We start from the raw sequence: 20,395 nt of genomic DNA on the forward strand, positions 1-20,395 counted from the left end.
CCGCGCGACTCGTCAAAGCTCGTACGAGGAGGGCTCCCGCTCCATGGTTGTTGGAAAGATCACCCAGGTCATCGGACCGGTCGTCGACGTCGATTTCCCGTCGGGCCAGCTGCCCAAGATTCTGAACGCGCTCAAGTTGAGCAACCCGAGCATCTCGGCCGAGCCTGACAACCTCGTGCTCGAGGTCGCCCAGCACCTGGGCGAGTCGACGGTGCGCACCATCGCGATGGACTCCACCGACGGCCTCGTGCGCGGGATGGAAGTCCGCGACACCGGCAAGCCCATCATGGTGCCGGTCGGCAACGAGTGCCTCGGCCGCATCCTGAACGTCGTCGGCGTGCCGATCGACGAAGCCGGCCCCGTGAACGCCAAGAAGCTGGCGCCGATCCACAGGGAGCCGCCCCCGTTCATCGAGCAGTCGACCAAGGTCGAGGTCTTCGAGACGGGCATCAAGGTCATCGACCTGATCGCCCCCTACCGCAAGGGCGGCAAGATCGGCCTCTTCGGCGGCGCTGGCGTCGGCAAGACGGTGCTCATCCTGGAGCTCATCAACAACGTCGCGAAGGCGCACGGCGGCGTGTCTGTCTTCGCCGGCGTCGGCGAGCGGACGCGCGAGGGCAACGATCTCTTCCTCGAGATGAGCGAGTCGAAGCTCGCGGACGGCAGCCCCGTCATCTCGAAGGCCGCGCTGATCTACGGCCAGATGAACGAGCCCCCGGGGGCCCGCGCCCGCGTCGCGCTCTCGGCCCTCGCCGTGGCTGAGCACTTCCGCGACGAGGAGGGCCAGGACGTGCTCCTGTTCGTCGACAACATCTTCCGGTTCACCCAGGCGGGCTCCGAGGTGAGCGCGCTCCTCGGGCGCATCCCGAGCGCCGTCGGTTACCAGCCGACGCTCTCGACGGAGATGGGCGCCTTCCAGGAGCGCATCACCTCGACCACGAAGGGCTCCGTCACCAGCGTCCAGGCGATCTACGTCCCTGCCGACGACCTGACCGATCCCGCCCCGGCCACGGCCTTCGCGCACCTCGACGCCACGACCGTGCTGTCGCGCGCGATCTCGGAGCTCGGCATCTACCCGGCCGTCGATCCGCTCGACTCGAACTCGACGATGCTCGATCCCCAGATCGTCGGCGAGAAGCACTACAACGTCGCGCGGCGCGTGCAGCAGACGCTGCAGCGCTACAAGGACCTCCAGGACATCATCGCCATCCTCGGCATGGACGAGCTCAGCGAGGACGACAAGCTCGTCGTGTCGCGCGCCCGCAAGATGCAGAAGTTCCTGTCGCAGCCGTTCTTCGTCGCGGCCCAGTTCACCGGGCTCGAGGGCAAGCTCGTGGCGCTCAAGGACACGATCGCGGGCTTCGAGGAGATCCTCGACGGCAAGCTCGACCACATCGCAGAGCAGGACTTCTACATGGTGGGCGGCATCGACGAGGTGAAGGCTCGAGCTTCGCAGAAGGCGGCCTGACGCAGCCATGGCCGACACAATCCTCCTCGAGATCGTGACGCCGACCGGCGTCGCGCTGCGCGAGCAGGTCACGGACGTGACCGCGCCGAGCGTCGCCGGCGAGTTCGGCGTGCTTCCGGGGCACCTCCCCCTGCTCGCCGCGCTCCGGACCGGCCTCGTGACCTACCACCAGAACGGCCAGGAGCACCGCCTGGCCGTTCACCACGGCTTCGTCGAGGTCGCCAACGACACCGCGTTGCTGCTCACCGAGCGCTTCGCGAAGAAGGATGACGTCGACGTCGTGAGGGTGCGCCTCCGGCTCAAGGAGGTCGATGCTGAGCTCGACCACTGGCAGGGCGACCTGACTGATCCGCGCCGCCGCGAGCTCATCGAAGAGGAGCAGTGGCTCGCCACCGAGCTCGAGCTCATTGGCGATCCGCCTCCGCCGATGGTCCGCGAGGACACGCGGTTCCTCGCCGAGCACGCCGAGGCGCCGTCGGTCGAAGAGATGGTCGAGGCCTCCCAGCCCGACGAGAGCCTCACAGATCACAAGAGGCCCGGGTCTCCGTTCCCCGATCCGAAGTGACGTACCAGGCGGCTACCGCCTTGCGCGTGCGGCCGCCGCACAGGACACTGTTCTCCACACAGGCCGCGAGGGGCTGGGGGATCTCCCGCTTCGCGAGCTGCCCGCACCGCCCGGGCGCTGGCGCGAACGCCGCCACGCCGTTCGGGTTCACCCGTGACGATCTGCGGGCCCCACGCGCACGGGGCCCTCAAGGCAGCCCATGATCTCTCCGGAGACGATCGCGCTCGTGAAAGAGCGCACGGATCTCGTAGCGCTCATCGGCGAAAGCGTGCGCCTCACACGCCGCGGGCATTCCTTCACCGGGCTCTGCCCCTTTCACAAGGAAAAGACGCCGAGCTTCCACGTGAACCCGAACCGCGGGTTCTATCACTGCTTCGGTTGCAAGGAGACCGGCAGCGCGATCGACTTCGTGATGAAGCTCGAAGGCCGGACGTTCGCCGAGGCGGTGCGCGAGCTCGCCGAGCGCGCCGGCATCGAGGTGGCGGAGGCGCTGACCGACGTCGAGCGGCGCGAAGCGCAGGCCGCGCGCCGGTCGAAGGACGACCTCTACGCCGTCAACCACCTCGCCGCGACGTTCTTCGAGCACAGCCTCCGCGGGGGCCCGGGCAGCAGCCCCCACCCGCTCGCGCGCTACGCGCACGAGGAGCTCGAGCGCCGCGGCCTGCCCCTCCGCGACGGCGATGGAGCCGTAGACCCCATCGCCGACGCCCTGCAGGCGTTCCGGATTGGCTACGCCCCGTTCGGCTGGGACGGGCTCGCCACGTACCTGCGTCAACAAGGGATCTCCCCGGTGCTCGGGGAGCGCGTCGGGCTCCTCGTCCCGCGCTCGTCGGGGAGCGGCCACTACGACCGCTTCCGGCACCGGCTCATGTTCGCCGTGACCGACGTGATGGGCCGCGTGATCGCGTTCAGCGGGCGCGCGCTACCCGATCCGAGCCCTGCAGAGCTCTCGTCGCTCGGCCTCACCGGCCCTGCGCCGCAGGCCGACAGCGCGCCGGCGAAGTACATCAACAGCCCCGAGTCGCCGATCTACACGAAGGGCGAGCACCTCTTCGGGCTGTACCAGGCGCGCCAGGCGGTCCGGCAGCGCGGCGAGGCGGTCCTCGTGGAGGGCAACTTCGACGTCGTCGCCCTGCACGCGCGCGGCATCGGACACGCGATCGCCCCGCTCGGGACCGCGTTCACGCCGGGGCAAGCGAAGCTCATCAAGCGCTTCGCGCCCGCGGTCGTCCTGCTCTTCGACGGCGACGCGGCCGGCAAGAAGGCCACGCGGGCGGCGCGCGCCCCGTGCCGCGAGGCGGGGCTCAGCGCGCGTGTCGCCGTGCTGCCCGCCGGCCTCGATCCCGACGATCTCGCGCGCAAGCAGGGCCCGGACGCGGTAGCCCGCATCGTCAAGGGCGCGCGCGGCCTGCTCGAGCACCTCATCGACGAGGCGCTCGACGGCGACAGCTTCGGCGGCTCGTCGCTGCCCGAGCAGCTCGCCCGCGTGCGCGCCGTGGCCGCGCTGCTCGCCGACGAGGACGACCCCAACCTCCGGATGATGGCGAAGCTCTATGCCGATCGCGTCTCCTCGAAGCTCGTGATCGGCGGCCGCTCGCCCGATGACCTGCGGCAGCTCGAGCGCGTCGTCGAGGAGTCCCTCTCCAGACCACGAGGCCAGACCACCCGCGAGGTGACCCCCTCCGGTCAGAGCACCGACACCTGGGAGCACGCCCGCTCGCGCGCGCAAGTTCACGAGATCAGCCTGGAGATCCTGGGCTCTCTCCTCGATTTCCCGGAGCTCCTGGCCGACGACGAGGTGCAGGGGGCGCTGGAATGCCTCGAAGGTGACGTCGCTCTTGCAATTGTCGCAGCGCGTCAAAATTTCAGTTTTGAAATGGGTCTTGCCGCCGGCGAATTTCTTGCGCAAGTCCCGGCTCCGATCCATTCATTCGCGGCTGGACGGCTGGTCTCGCCTGTCTTCGAAGCGGCCTCAACGGCCAAGGCGACGCTCTTGGAGAATTCAAAAAAGTTGAGCAGGCAAGCCCTGGCGCGACAGAAGGCCGCCGTGATGAGCCAGCTTCAGAAGAGCGCGGTCGACGCCGATGCTGAGAACGCTTTGCTGCGTGAGCTATTCCAGCGAAGAGCGGGGGGGCTCGGTCTTCCTTGATGCGTTCCGGGTCGCCCCGACGTGGCGCCCCGACGTGCGTGATCCCTAAAGTTTGTCGGAATCATTTGGTGTCTTGTCGGTCGCGGCGAGCTGATCGCCGTAAGTGGAGCATGAGGTAATGGCGAGCAAGGCCAAGCAATCTTCCGGTCGGGCAGGCGGGGTCGCGAGGGCGGCGGGGGGCGGCGCGCTGAACGGCGCGCGGCACGCTTCGACACGCGGGCACGCCGAGGCAGGGGCACGCCCAAGCAACAAAGGAGACGCGGGCATCCGAGCCGAGCGGTCCGAGAAGGACCGGAAGACGCTGGAAAAACTCGTCGAGACCGGCAAGAGCAAGGGCTTTCTCACCTATGACGAGGTGAACGACGCGCTCCCCGCGGACGTCGCGCCCGATCAGCTCGACGACGTGGTGGGCGCCCTCGGCGACGAGGACATCGAGATCGTCGACGGCGCGACCCAGGTGAAGATCGCGCCGAAGCGCATCGCGGACGAGGAGGCGGGCGAGAAGAAGCTCGTCGTCACGCCCGACCGCGAGGAAGAGGACGTCGACTACTACTCCAAGTCGAACGATCCCGTCCGCATGTACCTCCGCAAGATGGGCAGCGTCTCGCTGCTCACCCGCGAGGGAGAGGTCGAGATCGCGAAGCGGATCGAGGTCGGCGAGCAAAAGGTCAACGCCGCCATCCTCGACTCCCCCATCGCGGTCCGCGAGATCATCGATCTCGGCGAGAAGCTCCGGAAGCACAAGATCCGGGTGAAGGAGCTCATCAAGGACGCCGAGAACGACGACCAGGAGTTCGATGAGGAGGAGGCCGACCGGCGCATCATCCGCCTCATCGACAAGGTGAAGCGCGTCGACAAGAAGAAGGCGGAGCTCCTCGAAGAGCGCAAGGACGTGAAGACCGAGGTCCGCCGCAAGCAGATCGACGTCGAGGTGACGCAGGCGACGGCCGAGCTCGTGACGACGCTCGAGGAGATGCGCCTGAACAAGCGGACGATCGACAAGATCGTCCAGAAGCTGAAGAGCCTCATCTCGAAGGTCGAGAAGGCCGAAGCCGGCGCGACGGAGCTGGAGCGGCGCACAGGGCTCTCGAAGGGCGAGCTCAAGCGCGAGCTCATCAAGGTCAAGGGCAACCGCGCCCTCGAGGGGCGGCTCGCCAAGAAGCTCAACGTCCAACGCGAGGAGCTCAACGACTTCGAGTCGACCATCAAGAACGCCCAGAAGGGCCTGAAGAAGGTCGAGGAAGAGCTCAACATCGACGTCTTGGCGATCCGCGAGACCTACGAGAACATCCGTGAAGGCGAGCGGATGGCGGAGCGCGCCAAGGCCGAGCTGGTCGAGGCGAACCTCCGCCTCGTCGTCTCGATCGCGAAGAAATACACGAACCGCGGACTCCAGTTCCTCGACCTCATCCAGGAGGGGAACATCGGCCTCATGAAGGCCGTCGACAAGTTCGAGTACAAGCGCGGCTACAAGTTCTCGACGTACGCGACGTGGTGGATCCGGCAGGCGATCACCCGCGCGATCGCGGACCAGGCGCGGACGATCCGCATCCCGGTCCACATGATCGAGACGATCAACAAGCTGATCCGCACCTCGCGCTACCTCGTGCAGGAGTACGGCCGCGAGCCGACCCCCGAGGAGATCGCCGAGAAGATGGAGCTCCCGCTCGACAAGGTGCGGAAGGTCCTGAAGATCGCGAAGGAGCCGATCTCGCTCGAGACCCCCATCGGCGAGGAGGAAGACTCGCACCTCGGCGACTTCATCGAGGACAAGAGCGTGATCTCGCCCGCAGAGGCCGTGATCAACATGAACCTCGCCGAGCAGACCCGGAAGGTCCTGAAGACGCTGACGCCGCGCGAGGAGAAGGTGCTCCGGATGCGCTTCGGCATCGGCGAGAAGAGCGACCACACCCTCGAAGAGGTCGGACAGGACTTCGAGGTCACCCGCGAGCGCATCCGCCAGATCGAGGCGAAGGCGCTCCGCAAGCTCCGGCACCCCAGCCGGTCGAAGCAGCTCAAGAGCTTCATCGACAGCTAGCCCGTGCGCTGGCCTGGTCGGGAACCGAAGGCAGCCCCCGCGCGCAGGCCGGGCTGCCAGCTCCTCCCCGGCGAGCCCCGCGCTCGCGGATGGAGCGCGCTCGCCGAGCAGCGCGCCGTGACCCTCCTCGCGGTCGCGGGCGCGCTGCTCGTCGCCGGGTGCGGCAAGAAGACGATGTCCGAGGAGGACTGTCGCCGGGTCGGCGAGGCCATGCGCGCCGCGTGGGCGGCAGAGGTGAAGCGGATCGGGCCGGCGGCTCCACGGGGCTCGGGGAAGGCCTCGGTGGTCCTCGAGAGCGAGGGCGAGCGGCTCTCGTCCGAGTGGACGTCCGACTGCAAGCGGGAGCTCGCTGGGCGGGAGATGAGCCCGGGCGAGATCGAGTGCCTGACCCGCGCGAAGACGCTCGAAGAGCTCCGCCGCTGCGCCGCGCCGTGAGCGCCCGCGAGCGCTCCTGAGGCACGCGAGAGGCGCTCTCTGGCGACCTCAGTTCAGGTAGCGCTTGTCCTTCGGCGGGTCTTTCTGGCCGCCGGGGATGACCCGGAGCGGGGCGCCGCCGGAGCGGCCGCGCGCCGCGGGGACGCGGCGGAGCGCGGCGGACTGCGCCTGCAGCTGGCGGAAGCGCACCCGCAGGTAGAAGCGGCGGAGCGGGGAGAAGTCGCCGAAGAGATAGCCGGCGAGCATGCCGCCGAACGGCGTGATCAGCCCCTCGGGGGGCGCGCGCATGGCGATGACGTTGAGCACCGACAGGCCGAAGATGAAGACGAGCAGCATGGTGCCCGTCACGGGGACGACGAAGAACAGGCGGACCGTGGCGTGGCGGTGCGCGAGCGCCCACGCCACGGCGACCGCCTCGATCATGCCGAGGCCGCCGTAGAACACGGGCTGCGCCACCTTCGGGAAGAGCGCGCCGACCGCCACCTGGAGCGCGAAAGCGAAGGCCGCAGAGCCGAAGAGGAACGCCACCATGCGGCCGGCGCCCCAGCGCTCCTCGAGGGAGGTGCCGAGGAAGTACAGCCCGAGCAGCGTCGTGACGAAGTGCCACGGGTCGCTCGGGCTGTGGATGAGCGGCGCGGTGAGCAGCCGCCACAGCTGGCCATGGAGCACCCGCTCGCTGCTGCCGAGGAACGGCTGGAGCACGCCCTCACCGGCGCCTCCCCAGTTCAGCCCCAGGGTGAACATCACCCAGATACAGCCGATCGCGATCATCATCCCCAGCAGGGCCTTGCCTGGCCTGGGGAACCCCATTGAGCCGTGCTCCGGGCGCATGCTTTCCACCTAACAGCCGCGCCCTCACCCGGCAACCGCCGCCCCCGCAGTTCACTGCGATTCGGCGCCCAGCCAGCACCAGCGCGCTCCGCGCTACGCGCGCCCTACGTCAGCTATGTCAGCCAGGACGCTCCTCGGCAGGGTTCGCCCGGCGGCGCGCGAGCCGCTGGGCCGCGCGCCCGGGGAGCTCCCTCGTCCCCGCCGTCGCCCGAGCCGGCGGCTCAGAAGAAGTTTCCGATGTTGAACTCGAACTTGTACGTCTCTTCGTAGGGCAGTCGCTTGAAGGGGAAGCCCCACTCGAAGCGCAGCGGACCGAGCGGGGAGAACCACCGGAGCCCGAACCCCCATGAGGTGCGGACGTCGAGGAGACGCTCGAGCGAAAAGCACGGGTTCGTGACGTCGTGCGGCGAGGCGGGGGCGGCGTTGCAGTAGAGCTTCTCGAGGTTCCAGGCGTTGCCCAGATCGGTGAACACGACGCCCTTGATCTGCACCGCCTCGATGAGCGGGAACTCCAGCTCGAGGTTCTGGTAGTACATCAGGTTGCCGCCGATGTTCGCGCCGTTCGCGATGGGCGGTGAGTTCGGGTCGAGCGAGTCGCGGAGCGGCAGGCGCGGGCCGATGTCCCGGATCTCGAAGCCGCGCACGTCGAGGATGCCGCCCAGGAAGAAGCGGGCGAAGATCGGCACCCCTTCCGGGTTGGGGCTCGTCACCATGCCGGCCTCGGTGTTCAGCTTGAGGACCAGGCTGTCCGTGATCGGGTAGTAGAACCGCCCCGTGGCGCGATACCGCAGGAACTCGTTCTGGCTGCCGAACGCGCTGTGGGCGAGCTCCACCGAGCCTTGCAGGTAGATGCCGGACGTCGGGAAGAGCTGGTTGTTGCGCGTGTCGAAGGTGAGCGCAGGGCGGATGCTGGACGTGATGCCGTCGTTGAAGAGGTTGTAGAGCGGGAGCCGCTGGAACGTGGATCGGCCCTCCGCCGTGCCGAGGCCGGTCGTCGTCGAGGACGAGATCTCGTCGTTCTCGAGCGTGTAGGTCAGCTGGGCCCGGAGCTCCGGCTCGATGAGCGGGTAGCCGATCGTGAGCGAGCCGCCCGTGGAGGTCTGCGAGAACTCCTTGTAAGCCCGCAGCTGGTTGTAGACGCTCACCGCCGCGGAGAACGGGCTGTCGAACAGGTAGGGCTCGAAGAACCGCAGGTCGATGAGGCGGCGCAGCCCCGAGATCTGCGCCTGGAGCGAGAGAGACTGGCCGCTTCCGAGCAGGTTCGCCTGCTGGACCTGCGCCGTCGCGATGAAGCTCTCGACGCTCGAGAAGCCGGCGCCGATCTGGAAGGTGCCCGTCGGCTTCTCGCCGATGTCGACGTTGACGTTGATGTGCTGGGCGTCCTCGCCCTGCTCGGTGGAGATGTCGACGCGCTCGAAATAGCCGAGCGCGGTGATCCGCTGCTTCGACCGCTCCAGCTTCGTCTCGCTGAAGAGCTTCCGCTCCTCGACCTCCATCTCGCGGCGGATCACCTTGTCCCGCGTCTTCGTGTTGCCGCGGATCTCGATGCGCCCGAAGTAGACGAGCTGGTTTCTGCGGATGCCGACGGTGATGTCGACCTCGCGCCGGTCCGGGTCGAGCTGGGTGTCGGGCGAGGCCTCGACGTTGGCGTAGCCGGCGTCCCGGTACAGCGTCTGGATGGCGCTGAGATCCTTCGCCAGCTCGGCGCGGTTGAACCAGTCGCCCGGCTTGGCCCGGACCATCTCGCGCAGCGCCCGGCGCCCGCCGATCGGCTCGACCTCGCGGCCGTCAGCGTCCCGCTCGTAGACGCGGAGCGAGCGGATCCGGAACCGCGGCCCCTCGTTGATCGTCAGCGTGACCTCGATGCCCGTGCGATCGGGCGTGAGCATCACCCTCGGGGTCGCGACCTGCACCGCGAGGAAGCCTCGGTCGTAGTAGAGCGCGTTGATCACGAGCACGTCGCGCTCGAACGCGTCCTGACGGAAGGGGCCGCCCGTGCCGAAGGCGAAGAAGCCCCCCTGCCCCGTGATCATCACCTCCCGGAGCTCCTCGTCCGGGATGTTGTGGTTGCCGATGAAGGTGATGCGCCGGACGGTGACCGGCGCGTGCTCCTTGATCGTGAACTTGAGGGTGACCTGGTTCTCCCGCTCCGGGACGATCTCGTAGCTGACCTCGGCGAGGAAGTAGCCCTCCTCGGCGTACTTGTCGCGGAGCTTCTGCACGCCGCGCCGGATCGCCGCGTAGCTCAGGATCGTGCCGGTCTTGATCTCGACCGAGAGCGCCTCGGTGAGGTCCTCGCTGTTGATCTCGTTGTTGCCGGAGAACTCGATGCCCTTGATGCTCGGGCGCTCGCGGACGAGCACCCGCAGGCTCACGCCGTCGTCGCGGCGCGTGAGGTCGACCTCGACGTCGTCGAACAGGCCGGACTCCCAGAGCTCCCGCACGTCGCGCGCGAGCCCCTCGGGGGTGAACGGCCGACCGACCCGCGTCTGCCCCAGGTAGACGAGCACGTCCTCGGTCGAGACCCGCCGGTTGCCGGCGACGACGACCTGGGCGACCGGCTGGCCGCGGGCGAGCTCGGCCTCCGTGGGCGCAAGGTCGAGCGTCGGCTCGGCCGCGTCGGCGGCGCCCTGCACAGGTGTACCGCCGGCGCCGGGCTGCGCTCCCCGGGCCGCAGCGGCAGGGGGGGCTGGCGCAGCGGCACCGGCCGGAGCGGGAGGCGGCGTGGCGCCACCCCCGGGCTGCTGGGTGTCCGGAGCACCTCCGGGCACCTGCGCTGCAGCGAGCCGGGGCCGAGCCACTGCCGCAACGAACACCAGGAAGAGGCCGAGCCAGACGAGCCGCAGCCAGCGGCCGGGGAGGCGAAGCATTGAACGGGTGCCTGTCGCGTACAAGGCGCCACCCCGTAGCCCAGCGCGCCGTGAGTCTCAAGGGCGGACGCCGAAAACGGGGCGTCACCGACAGGTCGCGCTGCGATCCCGGCGTTCGGGTCGATCCCGGAGCCAACTGACGCTATGCCAGGGCCCGAACGAGCGCCGGCGAGCCCCCGCCGCCAGAAATTCCCGCGCGGTAGCCTTGACCGAGCGCGAGGCCCTGGGTAATTGCCGAGGCTCGCCAGCGCTCACCTGAACATCGGAGCACCTGTTCGACCGGTGCCCCGCGCACTGCCTGGAGTAACGCGTGTCTCGAACCCCCTCCCTTCCGCCCGACGGTGAGGCGCCTCGCAGGGGCCGCCGTGGTGGCCGGCCCGGTGACAGCGAGCCGCCGCCGCCCCCGGCGCCCGACACCTCGCTCGCCGACGAGGCGCAGCGCCGGTACCTGAACTACGCGCTCAGCGTCATCACGTCGCGCGCGCTCCCCGACGTGCGCGACGGGCTGAAGCCGGTGCAGCGCCGCATCCTCTACGCGATGCTGCACGACCTGCACCTCGGGCCGGACGCGAAGTACCGGAAGAGCGCCGCGGTCGTCGGTGACGTGATGGGCAAGTACCACCCGCACGGCGACGTCGCGATCTACGACGCGATGGTCCGGCTCGCGCAGGACTTCGTGATGCGGGCGCCGCTCATCGCCGGCCACGGGAACTTCGGCTCCGTGGACGGCGATGCGCCGGCGGCGATGCGCTACACGGAGGCGAAGCTCCGCCCCCTCGCGCTGGAGCTGCTGAGCGAGCTCGGCCAGCGCACCGTGGATTTTCGTCCCAACTACGACGGGACGCGCTTCGAGCCGATCGTCCTCCCCGCGCGCTTCCCCAACCTGCTCGTGAACGGCTCGCAGGGGATCGCGGTCGGGATGGCGACGAGCATCCCCCCGCACAACCTCGGCGAGGTGATCGACGCGTGCGTCGCGCTGATCGAGAACCGCGAGATCACCACGCAGCGGCTCTTGTCGTACGTGAAGGGGCCCGACTTCCCGACCGGCGGCCAGCTGCACGCGACGAAGAAGGAGCTCGAGGCCATCTACACGTCCGGCCAGGGCTCGCTGAAGCTCCGCGGCGAGTGGCGGCTGGAGGAGGGCGACGGCAAGCGCGTCGCGCCCCAGATCGTGATCACCTCCATCCCGTACGGGATCGAGCGGAAGGCGATCGTCGAGAAGATCGCCGAGGTGATCCTCTCGAAGAAGCTGCCGACGCTCATCGACGTGCGCGACGAGTCGACCGCCGAGGTGCGCATCGTGATGGAGCTCAAGCGCGGCGCCGACGCGCAGCTCGTGATGGCGTACCTCTACAAACAGACGCCGCTCGCGACCAACGTGCAGGTGAACCTCACCTGCCTCGTGCCGACCGACAACGTGGACGTCGCCGCGCCGCGGCGGCTCGGCCTGCACGAGATCCTGACGAAGTTCCTCGACTTCCGCTACGCGACGGTGACGCGGCGGCTCGAGTTCGCGCTCGGCGAGCTGAGGCGGCGGATCACGATCCTCGAGGGCTTCGAGAAGATCTTCGACGCGCTCGACGAGGTGATCCGGATCATCCGCAAGAGCGAGGGCAAGGCGGACGCGGCCGAGAAGCTGATAAAGCGCTTCGCCCTGAACGAGGAGCAGACGGACGCGATCCTGGAGCTCAAGCTCTACCGCCTGGCGCGGCTCGAGATCCTGCTCGTGCAGAAGGACCTCGGCGAGAAGCGCGCCGAGGCGAAGCGGATCGAGGGGCTGCTCAAGAGCGACGCGAAGCGCTGGGGGATCGTCCGCGACGAGCTCGTCGAGATCAAGGGCTCCTACGGCGACAAGCGCCGCACCAAGGTGCTCGGCTCGATCGACGAGCCCGAGTACCAGGCCGAGGACTTCATCGTGGCCGAGGACGCGAACGTGATCCTCTCGGCGCAGGGCTGGGTGAAGCGCGTGCGCGAGGTCAGGGATCTCTCCTCGACGCGCGTCCGCGAGGGCGACAGCGTGCTCGCGGTCGTCGCGGGCTCGACGCGGTCGACGGTCGCGTTCTTCTCGAACCTCGGCGGGTGCTACGTGTCCCGCATCCACGAGGTGCCGCAGTCGACCGGCTACGGCGATCCCGTGCAGAAGCTGTTCAAGCTGGCCGACGGCGAGCGGCTGATCGCGATGCTCTCGTTCGACCCGCGGGCGCTCGACGTGCCGGCGCCGACCCCGGACGCCGCCGAGCCGGAGCCCCCCTTCGCGCTCGCGATCACGCGCGGGGGGCTGGGCTTCCGGTTCTCGCTGCGCCCGCACCGCGACCCCTCGACGCGCTCCGGGCGCCGCTTCGCCAAGCTGAACGAGGGCGACGAGGTGCTCTTCGTCCATGCCGTGGACGGCGCCGACCGGGTGCTCTGCGCCTCGAGCGACGCCTGGGCGCTGAGCGTGGCCGTGGAGGAGCTCGCGCTGCTCTCCGGCCCGGGCAAGGGCTCGGTCGTGATGCGGGTCGCCGAGGGCGAGCGCCTCGTCGGCGCCGCGCTCGCCCTCCGCCCGAGCGACGCGATCACGGTCGAGACGGAGAAGGGCAAGACGCTCGAGATCGCCGCGAGCAAGATCGCCGGTCCGCGCGGCACGCAGGGCGAGCCGGTCGCACGACGCGACCGCTTCGCCCGCGTGGTGCCGCCGGCCGTCGTCGTACCGACGCTGGAGGTGAGCTGACATGGCCGCCACGAATCCCCCGGTCCGCGCCGCGTCCGGCGCACGTTACACGGCTGCTGACATCGAGGTGCTCGAGGGGCTGGAGCCCGTCCGCAAGCGCCCCGCCATGTACATCGGCGGCACCGACGCGAGGGGCTACCACCACCTGCTCTGGGAGATCGTCGACAACGCCGTCGACGAGGCGATCAACGGGCACGCGAAGCGGATCGAGGTGACGCTCGACGCCGATCTCCAGGGCGTGACCGTGACCGACGACGGGCGCGGCTTCCCCGTGGACATCCACCCCCGGTACAAGCGCCCCGCGCTCGAGCTCATCCTCTGCACGCTGCACGCGGGCGGGAAGTTCGGGAGCGACAACTACAAGGTCTCAGGCGGGCTCCACGGCGTCGGCTCGAGCGTCGTCAACGCGCTCTCCGAGCTCGTCGACGTCCGGGTGCTGCGCGACGGGTTCGAGCACCAGCAGACGTTCTCGCGCGGCGCGCCGACCAGCAAGCTCAGGAAGGGCGCGCCCACCCGCAAGCACGGCACGAGCATCCATTTCCGGCCGGACCCGGAGATCTTCGGGCAGGGCCGGCGCTTCGACGCCGAGACCATCCGCGAGCGCCTGGAGGCCAAGGCCTACCTTCACGGAGGGCTGGAGATCGCGTTCCGCGATCTCTCGTCCGGGGAGTCGATCGAGCTCCTCCACCCGAACGGCATCGCGGACTTCCTGCCGAAGCTGGTCGCCCAGCGCGGCAAGGCGGTGACCCACCCGACCATCTTCTACGTCGCGCGCGAGGGCGAGATCCGGCTGGAGACCGCGCTCCAGTGGACGGAGTCGACCGACGAGTACGTGAAGTCGTACGTCAACGGCATCCCCACGCACGCGGGCGGCGCGCACGAGTCCGGCTTCGGCGGCGCGATCGTGAAGGCGGTCCGGGCCTTCATGGAAGCGAAGAAGATCCAGCCGAAGGGGGTGACGCTGACGGCCGACGACATCCGCGAGGGGATCGTGGGTCTGCTGTCCATCTACATCCAGGAACCCCAGTTCCAGGGGCAGACGAAGGATCGGCTCAACAATCCAGAGGCAGGACCGGCGGTCGAGGGCATGGTCCGGCCGGCGCTCGAGCAGTGGCTGCTGCACAACGGCACGGCCGGCGAGTCGATCGTGGCGCGCGCCATCCTGGCGGCGCGCGCCCGGGAGGCGCGGCGCGAGGCGACGCAGCAGGTCCTGCGCAAGACGCCCATTTCCCACCGGCTCAACCTGCCGGGCAAGCTCGCGGACTGCGCCTCGACCGATCCGAGCGAGAGCGAGCTCTTCATCGTCGAGGGAGACAGCGCCGGAGGCTCCGCCAAGCAGGGTCGGGACCGCCGTACCCAGGCGATCCTCCCGCTGCGCGGCAAGGTGCTCAACGCGGAGCAGGCCTCGACCTCGAAGGTGCTCGGCAACAAGGAGCTCCAGGACATCGTGAGCGCGCTCGGCTGCGGCTTCGGAAAGGACTTCGACGCCTCCAAGTTGCGCTACGGCAGGATTTTTCTGCTGATGGACGCCGACAGCGACGGTCAGCACATCGCGACGCTGCTGCTGACCTTCTTCTACCGGCATTTGCCCGGCCTGCTCCGCGGCGGGCACGTGTTCCTGGCGCAGCCGCCGCTCTACCGGATCGACGTCGCCAAGGAGACGTACTGGGCGCTCGACGATGCAGAGCGCGACCGGATCCTCGCGAAGCTCCCCAAGACGGCGAAGGCGGACATCTCGCGGTTCAAGGGGCTCGGCGAGATGCCCGCGGAGGACCTCAAGGCGACGACGCTCGACATCCGCCGACGGCGCGCGCTGCGCATCGTGATCGAGGGAGAGATCGAGACCGATCGCATCCTCAACGAGCTGATGGGCAAGGACGCCCAGGCGCGATTCCGCTTCATCATGGAGCGCGCGCCGAACGCCGAGATCGACGTCTGATCCTCGACGCCGCGATCTCGAGATCGCGGCGACTCCGCGCCGCGCGCGGTGTTCGTTCGATGCCGAGACGCCCGCGAATATTCATCACCTGACAGCCACAAAAACGGCCGCGCGATGATGTCGCGTGCCACGCCTTCATGACGGCGTGCGCGCCGCGAAGGCACGCTGTGCCAGGCACAAGTGATCCCGGGCGCCTGTGTCACGTGAACGGCAGGCCACACCCCCCATGACATCGCGAGCAGGTTGACGAGAAATCCCTGCGTTTTGCGCTGCGGGACGCCGACTCGGCTGAGCCACGAGCGCTGCGTCCGCTTGCGGCCTACCGGTTGCAATACGCCACACCGGTGGCCGCGATGACCGCGGCACACCGCCCTTTCACCTGGAGAGGTACTCGTGACGACTGCGCTTCCCATCTCGACTCCGATCGCACCCTCCTCGTCTCACAGCATGCCGGCCGCGCGCTCCCTGTCGGTCCCGGCTACTCCGACCGCAGCCCCGAGCGGCGCTGCGGCCGCGCGAGCCACGTCGCTCGCGGCGCCTCGCGCCGCAGCGCCGAGCTACGGCGCGCAGCTGCCGCGCGAGCGCCCCACCACGACGGCTGTCTCGCGCTCCACGCTCCCGCCGCGTCCGGCAGTTCCGCTGCCGCGCAGCACCTCGGAGCGGCTCCTGCTCGGCCGCGACCGCATCCGCAGCGCCGCGGAAGCAGGCCAGAGGATCCGCTCGTACGAGGTCGCGCTGGACCTCGATCTGTCCGAGTTTCACTTCGCTCGGCTCTTCCGTGCCGCCTTCGGCTTATCGCCGCACGTCTACTACGATGAGGTGCGCGCGGAGCGTGCCCGCGCGCTCCTGCGTGAAGGGCTGAGCGAGGGGGAGGTCGCCCGCCGTATCGGCTTCCGCAGGCCCGCGGAGCTACGGGCGCTCCTGTCCAAGCGCGGGGGCGCGCTGCCCCCGGATGGCGAGGCCGAGGTGAGCGACGCCTCGGCCGAGTGAGCTGACGGCAGAGCCCGGTCACGCCAGTGGCCGACGCCGCAAGCACCCCACAGGATGTGGGACAAATTCCCTACCACCATGACATCGAGATCAGAGTCGCCTGTGTTTGAGCGAGGGTAGATTCGCCCTGACCCGATCCAGATAGGCAGGGTCGAGCGTCGCCATCGCGATCCCCTCCCCCTCCGAGGCCTGGGCGATCACCTCGCCCCACGGGTCGATTACACACGATTTCCCGAACGTCGCTCGCCCGCCGGGGTGCTTGCCCCACTGCGCGGCGGCCACCACGTACGCCTGGGCCTCGATGGCGCGCGCGCGGAGCAGGACCAGCCAGTGGTCCTTGCCGGTGAGCAGCGTGAATGCCGCGGGGACGACGATGGCCTCCGCGCCTGCCGAGGAGAGCGCGCGGTAGAGCTCCGGGAACCGGACGTCGTAGCAGATGGACAACCCGAGCTTCACGCCGTCGATCTCGGTGACCACGGGGCGCTCGCCGGCGGTCGTCGACGCGGACTCGCGGTACTTCGTTCCGTCGGCGATCTCGACGTCGAACAGGTGGATCTTCCGGTAGCGGTCGGTGAGCCGGCCGTCGGGGCCGAAGACCGCGCAGGTGTTGTACGGCCGCGCCGGGTCGTGCGCGCGCTCGGGGAAGCCGCCGGCCACGATCGTCACGCGGGAAGAGCGCGCCGCGTCGGCGAGGCGGTGCGCGATCGGACCGCCGCCGGCATCGAGATCCTCGGCGACGTTGCGCTTCCCCTCCTCGCTGCCCATATAGGCGAAGTTCTCGGGCAGCACGACCGTGGTTGCCCCGCGGCTCGCCGCCTCCGCGATGCGCGCCTCCACCCGTGCCAGGTTCGCGCTCACGTCCTCCTGGCTGGAAAGCTGGAGGGCCGCCCAGATGACCGGTTTCTGCATGCGGCAAGCCTACCGCACGCCGCACCGGAGTGGGCCGCGCGCCGAGTAACGCGCGGAGCTCACCGGATTCCTCGACCTCCGGCTCCGGACGCGCTCGCAGCGCCGCCAGCTCCCGCGGCGCCGCCTGCTCCCGCGCCGCCGCCTGCTCCCGCGGCACCGCCTGCGCCCGCGGCACCGCCTGCGCCCGCGCCGCCGCCTGCGCCCGCGGCACCGCCGCCCGCAGCACCGCCGCCCCCCGCGGTCCCCTCACCGCCATCCCCCCCGACGGCGGGCTCGGCGCACTCGAGCGGCCCGCCGTGGTAGGCGCACCGCGCGCCGCACGCGTCGCACGCGCAGGCGAGCACCTGCAGGAAGGCCCGCTGCGCGGCGCCCGCATCCTCGGGGAACACGCACGCCGTCTGGCAACCCTTGTGGCGGCCGCAGTCCTTCAGGCACAGGCTGATCTGCCTGCACCCGGGCTCCCCGTCGCACGCCGAGAGCTGCGCCTCGCAGCGCCCACCGCGGGACGCGTGCTCGTTGAAGCAATCGCCGCATCGCCCGGCCTCGCCGCCGTACGCCGCGACGCACTCGCAGAGGTTCGCCGGTCCAGGCGCGTCGTCGATGCCCCCGTCCGACGGCGCGCCCGCCGAACCGCCCGCGCCAGTCGACGTGCCAGCCTGAGGGCGCGGCGGCGGGAGCCGCTCCTCGGTGCAGCTCGGGAGCGACGCGACCGCGAGCGCCGCGCCCCACACCGCCGCGCCGCAGAAGGCGGCGCGGCCGTACGAACCGACAGCCGCGCGCATCGCCCGCCAGACGAATGACATGATGGGACGAGCGTAGCCTGCCCATCACCCGGGGCCGAGCGCCGAGCCGCGAAGCTCCCCGCCGCCGGCAGGAACGGCCAAGCTCACGCGGAACCCTCTCCCGGCGGTCCCCGATCGCTTCTATGCTTTACAGACAGATCACGAAAATTCTCATGGAAATCGCTCCCCTCTCGATGTTGCCGCGCTCCGTGCTCGCCCTGGCCAAGGAGGTCGCGCGCGCGTTGCTCCGGCGGCCCGTCGTCGGGATCGCCGCCGCCGCGCAGACGGCAGACGGCCGGTGGCTGCTGATCCGACGCAGCGACACAGGGACGTGGGCGCTCCCGGGAGGGACCCTGGAGTGGGGCGAGACGCTCCGCGACACAGTGGTCCGGGAGCTCGCCGAGGAGGCGGGCGTCACCGAGGTCGAGGTAGGGCGGGTCGTGGGCGTGTACTCGCGCCCCGATCGCGACATCCGCTTCCACGCCGTGACCGTCGTCGTCGCAGCCCGGATCGGCGCGCCGACGCGCCCTCCCCAGAACCCGCTCGAGATCCGGGAGGCGAGGCTCTTCCGGGAGGACGAGCTCCCGGCCGAGCTCGCGATGGGCATGGGGGACCTCCTCGCCGCCGCCCGGCGCGACGGCGACACGGAGCTGGAGTGAGCCGAGGCAAGCAATGACGCAGGGACACCACGACGAGGCCGGGGCGCGCAGCGCGCTGCAGGGCGGGCTGGCGACGGATCCGAAGCACAAGGCGAGGATCGATGAGCTCGCCGATCGCATCGAGAAGTACAGGGCGAGCTACTACGCAGGGCACCCCGAGATCTCGGACGCGGCGTTCGACGCGCTCGAGGACGAGCTCCGCGCCCTCGATCCCGCGCACCCGGTGCTCGCGCGGGTCGGCTCGGCCTCCCTGATCACGGAGTGGGAGAAGGCGCGGCACGAGATCCCGATGGGCTCGCTCAACAAGGTCGTCTCCGAGGACGAGCTCCGGGCCTGGGTCGCGCGCTGCGACGAGATCCTCGCGAAGGACGCGGCCGGCGAGGGCGACGCGCAGCCGTCGGACCCCGCCGGCGCGAGCGTCGCGGAGGATCTCTTCGTGGCGGAGAAGCTCGACGGCATCTCCATCGAGGTCATCTACAAGGGCGGCAAGCTCGTCGACGCCATCACCCGAGGCGACGGCGAGTGGGGCGAGCGGATCACCGCGAACGTCGCGAGGATGAAGGGGGTCCCCGCGAGGATCCGGGAGCGGGGCCGGCTGTCCGTGCGCGGCGAGATCATCCTCCGCCTCTCGGACATGAAGCGCTACTTCCCCGGCGTCACGAGCCCGCGCAACATGGCCGCGGGCGCGTCCAAGCGGTTCGACGGGCAAGGGGCGGAGCACTGCACCGTGCTCTTCTACGACGTCGCCGAGCACCTCGACATCCCGACGTGCCGCGCGCGCTTCGCCTGGCTGCGCGAGCTCGGCTTCGCGACGCCGCAGACCGCCCACGGCAGCGTCGAGGACGTCGTGAAGCTCTACCGCCGCTACTCGAGCGAGCTCCGCGCGGGCCTGGATTACGAGATCGACGGGCTCGTCGTGTACGTGGACTCGCTCCACGTGCAGGGCCTGCTCGGCGACGTCAACCGCCGGCCGCGCGGCGCGGTCGCCTTCAAGTTCGCGTCGCCCGCCAAGGTGACGACGGTCGTGGCCATCCAGTGGGACACGGGGCCGAGCGGCCGCGTCACCCCGGTGGCGATCGTCGAGCCGGTGGAGCTCGCCGGCGCCAACGTGCGGCGCGCCTCGCTGCACAACGCGGCGAACGTGCGGAGCCTCGGCATCGGCGTGGGCGACGAGGTGCTCGTCTCGCGGCGCAACGACGTGATCCCGTACGTCGAGGAGGTCGTCGAGAAGCGCGGCCCCGTGGCGGTCCCGCCATCGCTCTGCCCGGTCTGCAGCGCGCCGCTCGTCGTCGAGGGGGAGTACCTCCTCTGCCGGAACGCCGCGTGCCGCGCCCTCATCGAGGGGCGCATCCACAACTGGATCGACGCCATCGGCGCGCTCGAGTGGGGCGACAAGCTGATCGAGCAGGTGGTGGCCGCGGGCCTCGCGCGAGAGCCGCTCGATCTCTACAAGCTCACGGTGAAGGACATCGCCGAGCTCGATCGGCGCGGCGAGAAGAGCGCCACGAAGTGCCTCGAGCAGCTGAAGAGCCGGCTCCCGCTCACGCTGCCGGTCTTCCTCGCGGCGCTCGGCATCGAGGGGTTCGCGATCCAGACCGCGCGGCTGCTCGTGTCGGCCGGGTACACGACGATCGAGAAGCTGCTCGCCGCCGGCGAAGACGAGCTCGCCGGCATCCCGGGGCTCGGCGCGATCAAGGCCGCGAGCATCGTCCGCGGGCTGCGCGCCCGCAGCGAGGAGATCGCGCGGCTGCTCGCCGGCGGCATCGTGCCGGTCGCGCCCGAGGCGGAGGGGCCGCTCGCAGGCCTCACGTTCTGCTTCACCGGCGCGGCGGGCCGCCCGCGCGGCGAGCTCACCCAGCTCGTCGAGTCGAACGGCGGCCGGGTGCTGAACAGCGTCACGAAGGAGCTCAACTACCTCGTCCTCGCCGACGTGGCGTCCGCGTCGAGCAAGGCGGTGAAGGCGCGCAAGTACGGCACGAAGCTCATCACCGAGGACGACCTCGACAAGCTCGTCGCCGAGCGCCGCGGCGGCTGAACGGCGCGACTGGCG

The 20,395-nt window shown here is 69.9% G+C and carries 14 protein-coding genes; 10 read left to right on the forward strand and 4 right to left on the reverse strand.

All coding sequences use genetic code 11. The annotated features are described in order from the left end of the window. The first annotated feature begins 43 nt into the window (after positions 1-43). The 5 genes from atpD (at position 44) to WME89_RS28145 (ending at position 6,655) form a co-directional block, all read left to right on the forward strand. Positions 44-1,468 (forward strand): F0F1 ATP synthase subunit beta, encoded by a 1,425-nt coding sequence (gene atpD / locus WME89_RS28125; protein ID WP_437617689.1) that lies wholly within the window; start codon positions 44-46, stop codon positions 1,466-1,468. Positions 1,469-1,475: 7 nt separating this feature from the next. Further along, positions 1,476-2,033, forward strand: a complete 558-nt coding sequence (gene atpC / locus WME89_RS28130; RefSeq protein ID WP_437617691.1) for an ATP synthase F1 subunit epsilon — start codon at positions 1,476-1,478, stop codon at positions 2,031-2,033. Between the two features lie 199 nt (positions 2,034-2,232). Then, positions 2,233-4,182, forward strand: a complete 1,950-nt coding sequence (gene dnaG / locus WME89_RS28135; RefSeq protein ID WP_438002783.1) for a DNA primase — start codon at positions 2,233-2,235, stop codon at positions 4,180-4,182. Between the two features lie 118 nt (positions 4,183-4,300). Continuing rightward, on the forward strand, positions 4,301-6,220 hold the full coding sequence (rpoD, locus tag WME89_RS28140) for an RNA polymerase sigma factor RpoD (RefSeq protein ID WP_438002784.1): 1,920 nt from the start codon (positions 4,301-4,303) through the stop codon (positions 6,218-6,220). A 117-nt stretch (positions 6,221-6,337) separates the two neighbouring features. Further along, positions 6,338-6,655, forward strand: a complete 318-nt coding sequence (locus WME89_RS28145) for a hypothetical protein (protein WP_438002785.1) — start codon at positions 6,338-6,340, stop codon at positions 6,653-6,655. 48 nt (positions 6,656-6,703) lie between these two features. Here WME89_RS28145 and WME89_RS28150 read toward each other — a convergent pair whose 3' ends face one another. Both WME89_RS28150 and bamA read right to left on the reverse strand, forming a co-directional pair. Then, entirely contained in the window at positions 6,704-7,486 is a 783-nt protein-coding gene (locus tag WME89_RS28150; protein ID WP_438002786.1) for a rhomboid family intramembrane serine protease, read from the reverse strand. 221 nt (positions 7,487-7,707) lie between these two features. Further along, positions 7,708-10,122: an outer membrane protein assembly factor BamA gene (gene bamA / locus WME89_RS28155; RefSeq protein ID WP_438002787.1), complete on the reverse strand. Its 2,415-nt coding sequence runs from the start codon at positions 10,120-10,122 to the stop codon at positions 7,708-7,710. A 544-nt stretch (positions 10,123-10,666) separates the two neighbouring features. On the opposite strand from bamA, the gene WME89_RS28160 reads away from it, so the two are divergent. From WME89_RS28160 to WME89_RS28170, 3 genes are all read left to right on the forward strand, one after another. Then, entirely contained in the window at positions 10,667-13,066 is a 2,400-nt protein-coding gene (locus WME89_RS28160; RefSeq protein WP_438002788.1) for a DNA gyrase/topoisomerase IV subunit A, read from the forward strand. 1 nt (position 13,067) lies between these two features. Next, positions 13,068-15,005: a DNA gyrase/topoisomerase IV subunit B gene (locus WME89_RS28165; protein ID WP_438002789.1), complete on the forward strand. Its 1,938-nt coding sequence runs from the start codon at positions 13,068-13,070 to the stop codon at positions 15,003-15,005. A 447-nt stretch (positions 15,006-15,452) separates the two neighbouring features. Then, positions 15,453-15,995: a helix-turn-helix domain-containing protein gene (locus tag WME89_RS28170; protein WP_438002790.1), complete on the forward strand. Its 543-nt coding sequence runs from the start codon at positions 15,453-15,455 to the stop codon at positions 15,993-15,995. Positions 15,996-16,085: 90 nt separating this feature from the next. On the opposite strand, the gene WME89_RS28175 is transcribed toward WME89_RS28170, so the two are convergent. Together WME89_RS28175 and WME89_RS28180 are read right to left on the reverse strand one after the other, a co-directional pair. Then, positions 16,086-16,904 (reverse strand): carbon-nitrogen hydrolase family protein, encoded by an 819-nt coding sequence (locus WME89_RS28175; protein ID WP_438002791.1) that lies wholly within the window; start codon positions 16,902-16,904, stop codon positions 16,086-16,088. 59 nt (positions 16,905-16,963) lie between these two features. Next, positions 16,964-17,707 (reverse strand): hypothetical protein, encoded by a 744-nt coding sequence (locus WME89_RS28180; RefSeq protein WP_438002792.1) that lies wholly within the window; start codon positions 17,705-17,707, stop codon positions 16,964-16,966. Between the two features lie 152 nt (positions 17,708-17,859). Between WME89_RS28180 and WME89_RS28185 the strand changes: the two genes are divergently transcribed. Together WME89_RS28185 and ligA are read left to right on the forward strand one after the other, a co-directional pair. Beyond that, the gene (locus WME89_RS28185) at positions 17,860-18,345 is read left to right on the forward strand and encodes an NUDIX hydrolase (RefSeq protein WP_438002793.1); all 486 of its coding nucleotides are present in this window, start codon (positions 17,860-17,862) and stop codon (positions 18,343-18,345) included. A gap of 13 nt (positions 18,346-18,358) precedes the next feature. Continuing rightward, entirely contained in the window at positions 18,359-20,380 is a 2,022-nt protein-coding gene (gene ligA / locus WME89_RS28190) for an NAD-dependent DNA ligase LigA (RefSeq protein ID WP_438002794.1), read from the forward strand. The last annotated feature ends 15 nt before the right edge of the window (positions 20,381-20,395 follow it).

Origin of the sequence: Sorangium sp. So ce321, from assembly GCF_051530195.1 — a bacterium.
Taxonomy (GTDB): Bacteria; Myxococcota_A; Polyangia; order Polyangiales; family Polyangiaceae; genus Sorangium.

Excerpts from the sequence above, each read along its gene's own strand:
- atpD (WP_437617689.1), top strand. The coding sequence starts at position 44 with ATGGTTGTTGGAAAGATCACCCAGGTCATCGGACCGGTCGTCGACGTC.
- atpC (WP_437617691.1), top strand. The coding sequence starts at position 1,476 with ATGGCCGACACAATCCTCCTCGAGATCGTGACGCCGACCGGCGTCGCG.
- dnaG (WP_438002783.1), top strand. The coding sequence starts at position 2,233 with ATGATCTCTCCGGAGACGATCGCGCTCGTGAAAGAGCGCACGGATCTC.
- rpoD (WP_438002784.1), top strand. The coding sequence starts at position 4,301 with ATGGCGAGCAAGGCCAAGCAATCTTCCGGTCGGGCAGGCGGGGTCGCG.
- WME89_RS28150 (WP_438002786.1), bottom strand. The coding sequence starts at position 7,486 with ATGCGCCCGGAGCACGGCTCAATGGGGTTCCCCAGGCCAGGCAAGGCC.
- WME89_RS28165 (WP_438002789.1), top strand. The coding sequence starts at position 13,068 with ATGGCCGCCACGAATCCCCCGGTCCGCGCCGCGTCCGGCGCACGTTAC.
- WME89_RS28170 (WP_438002790.1), top strand. The coding sequence starts at position 15,453 with ATGCCGGCCGCGCGCTCCCTGTCGGTCCCGGCTACTCCGACCGCAGCC.
- WME89_RS28175 (WP_438002791.1), bottom strand. The coding sequence starts at position 16,904 with ATGCAGAAACCGGTCATCTGGGCGGCCCTCCAGCTTTCCAGCCAGGAG.
- WME89_RS28180 (WP_438002792.1), bottom strand. The coding sequence starts at position 17,707 with ATGTCATTCGTCTGGCGGGCGATGCGCGCGGCTGTCGGTTCGTACGGC.
- WME89_RS28185 (WP_438002793.1), top strand. The coding sequence starts at position 17,860 with ATGGAAATCGCTCCCCTCTCGATGTTGCCGCGCTCCGTGCTCGCCCTG.
- ligA (WP_438002794.1), top strand. The coding sequence starts at position 18,359 with ATGACGCAGGGACACCACGACGAGGCCGGGGCGCGCAGCGCGCTGCAG.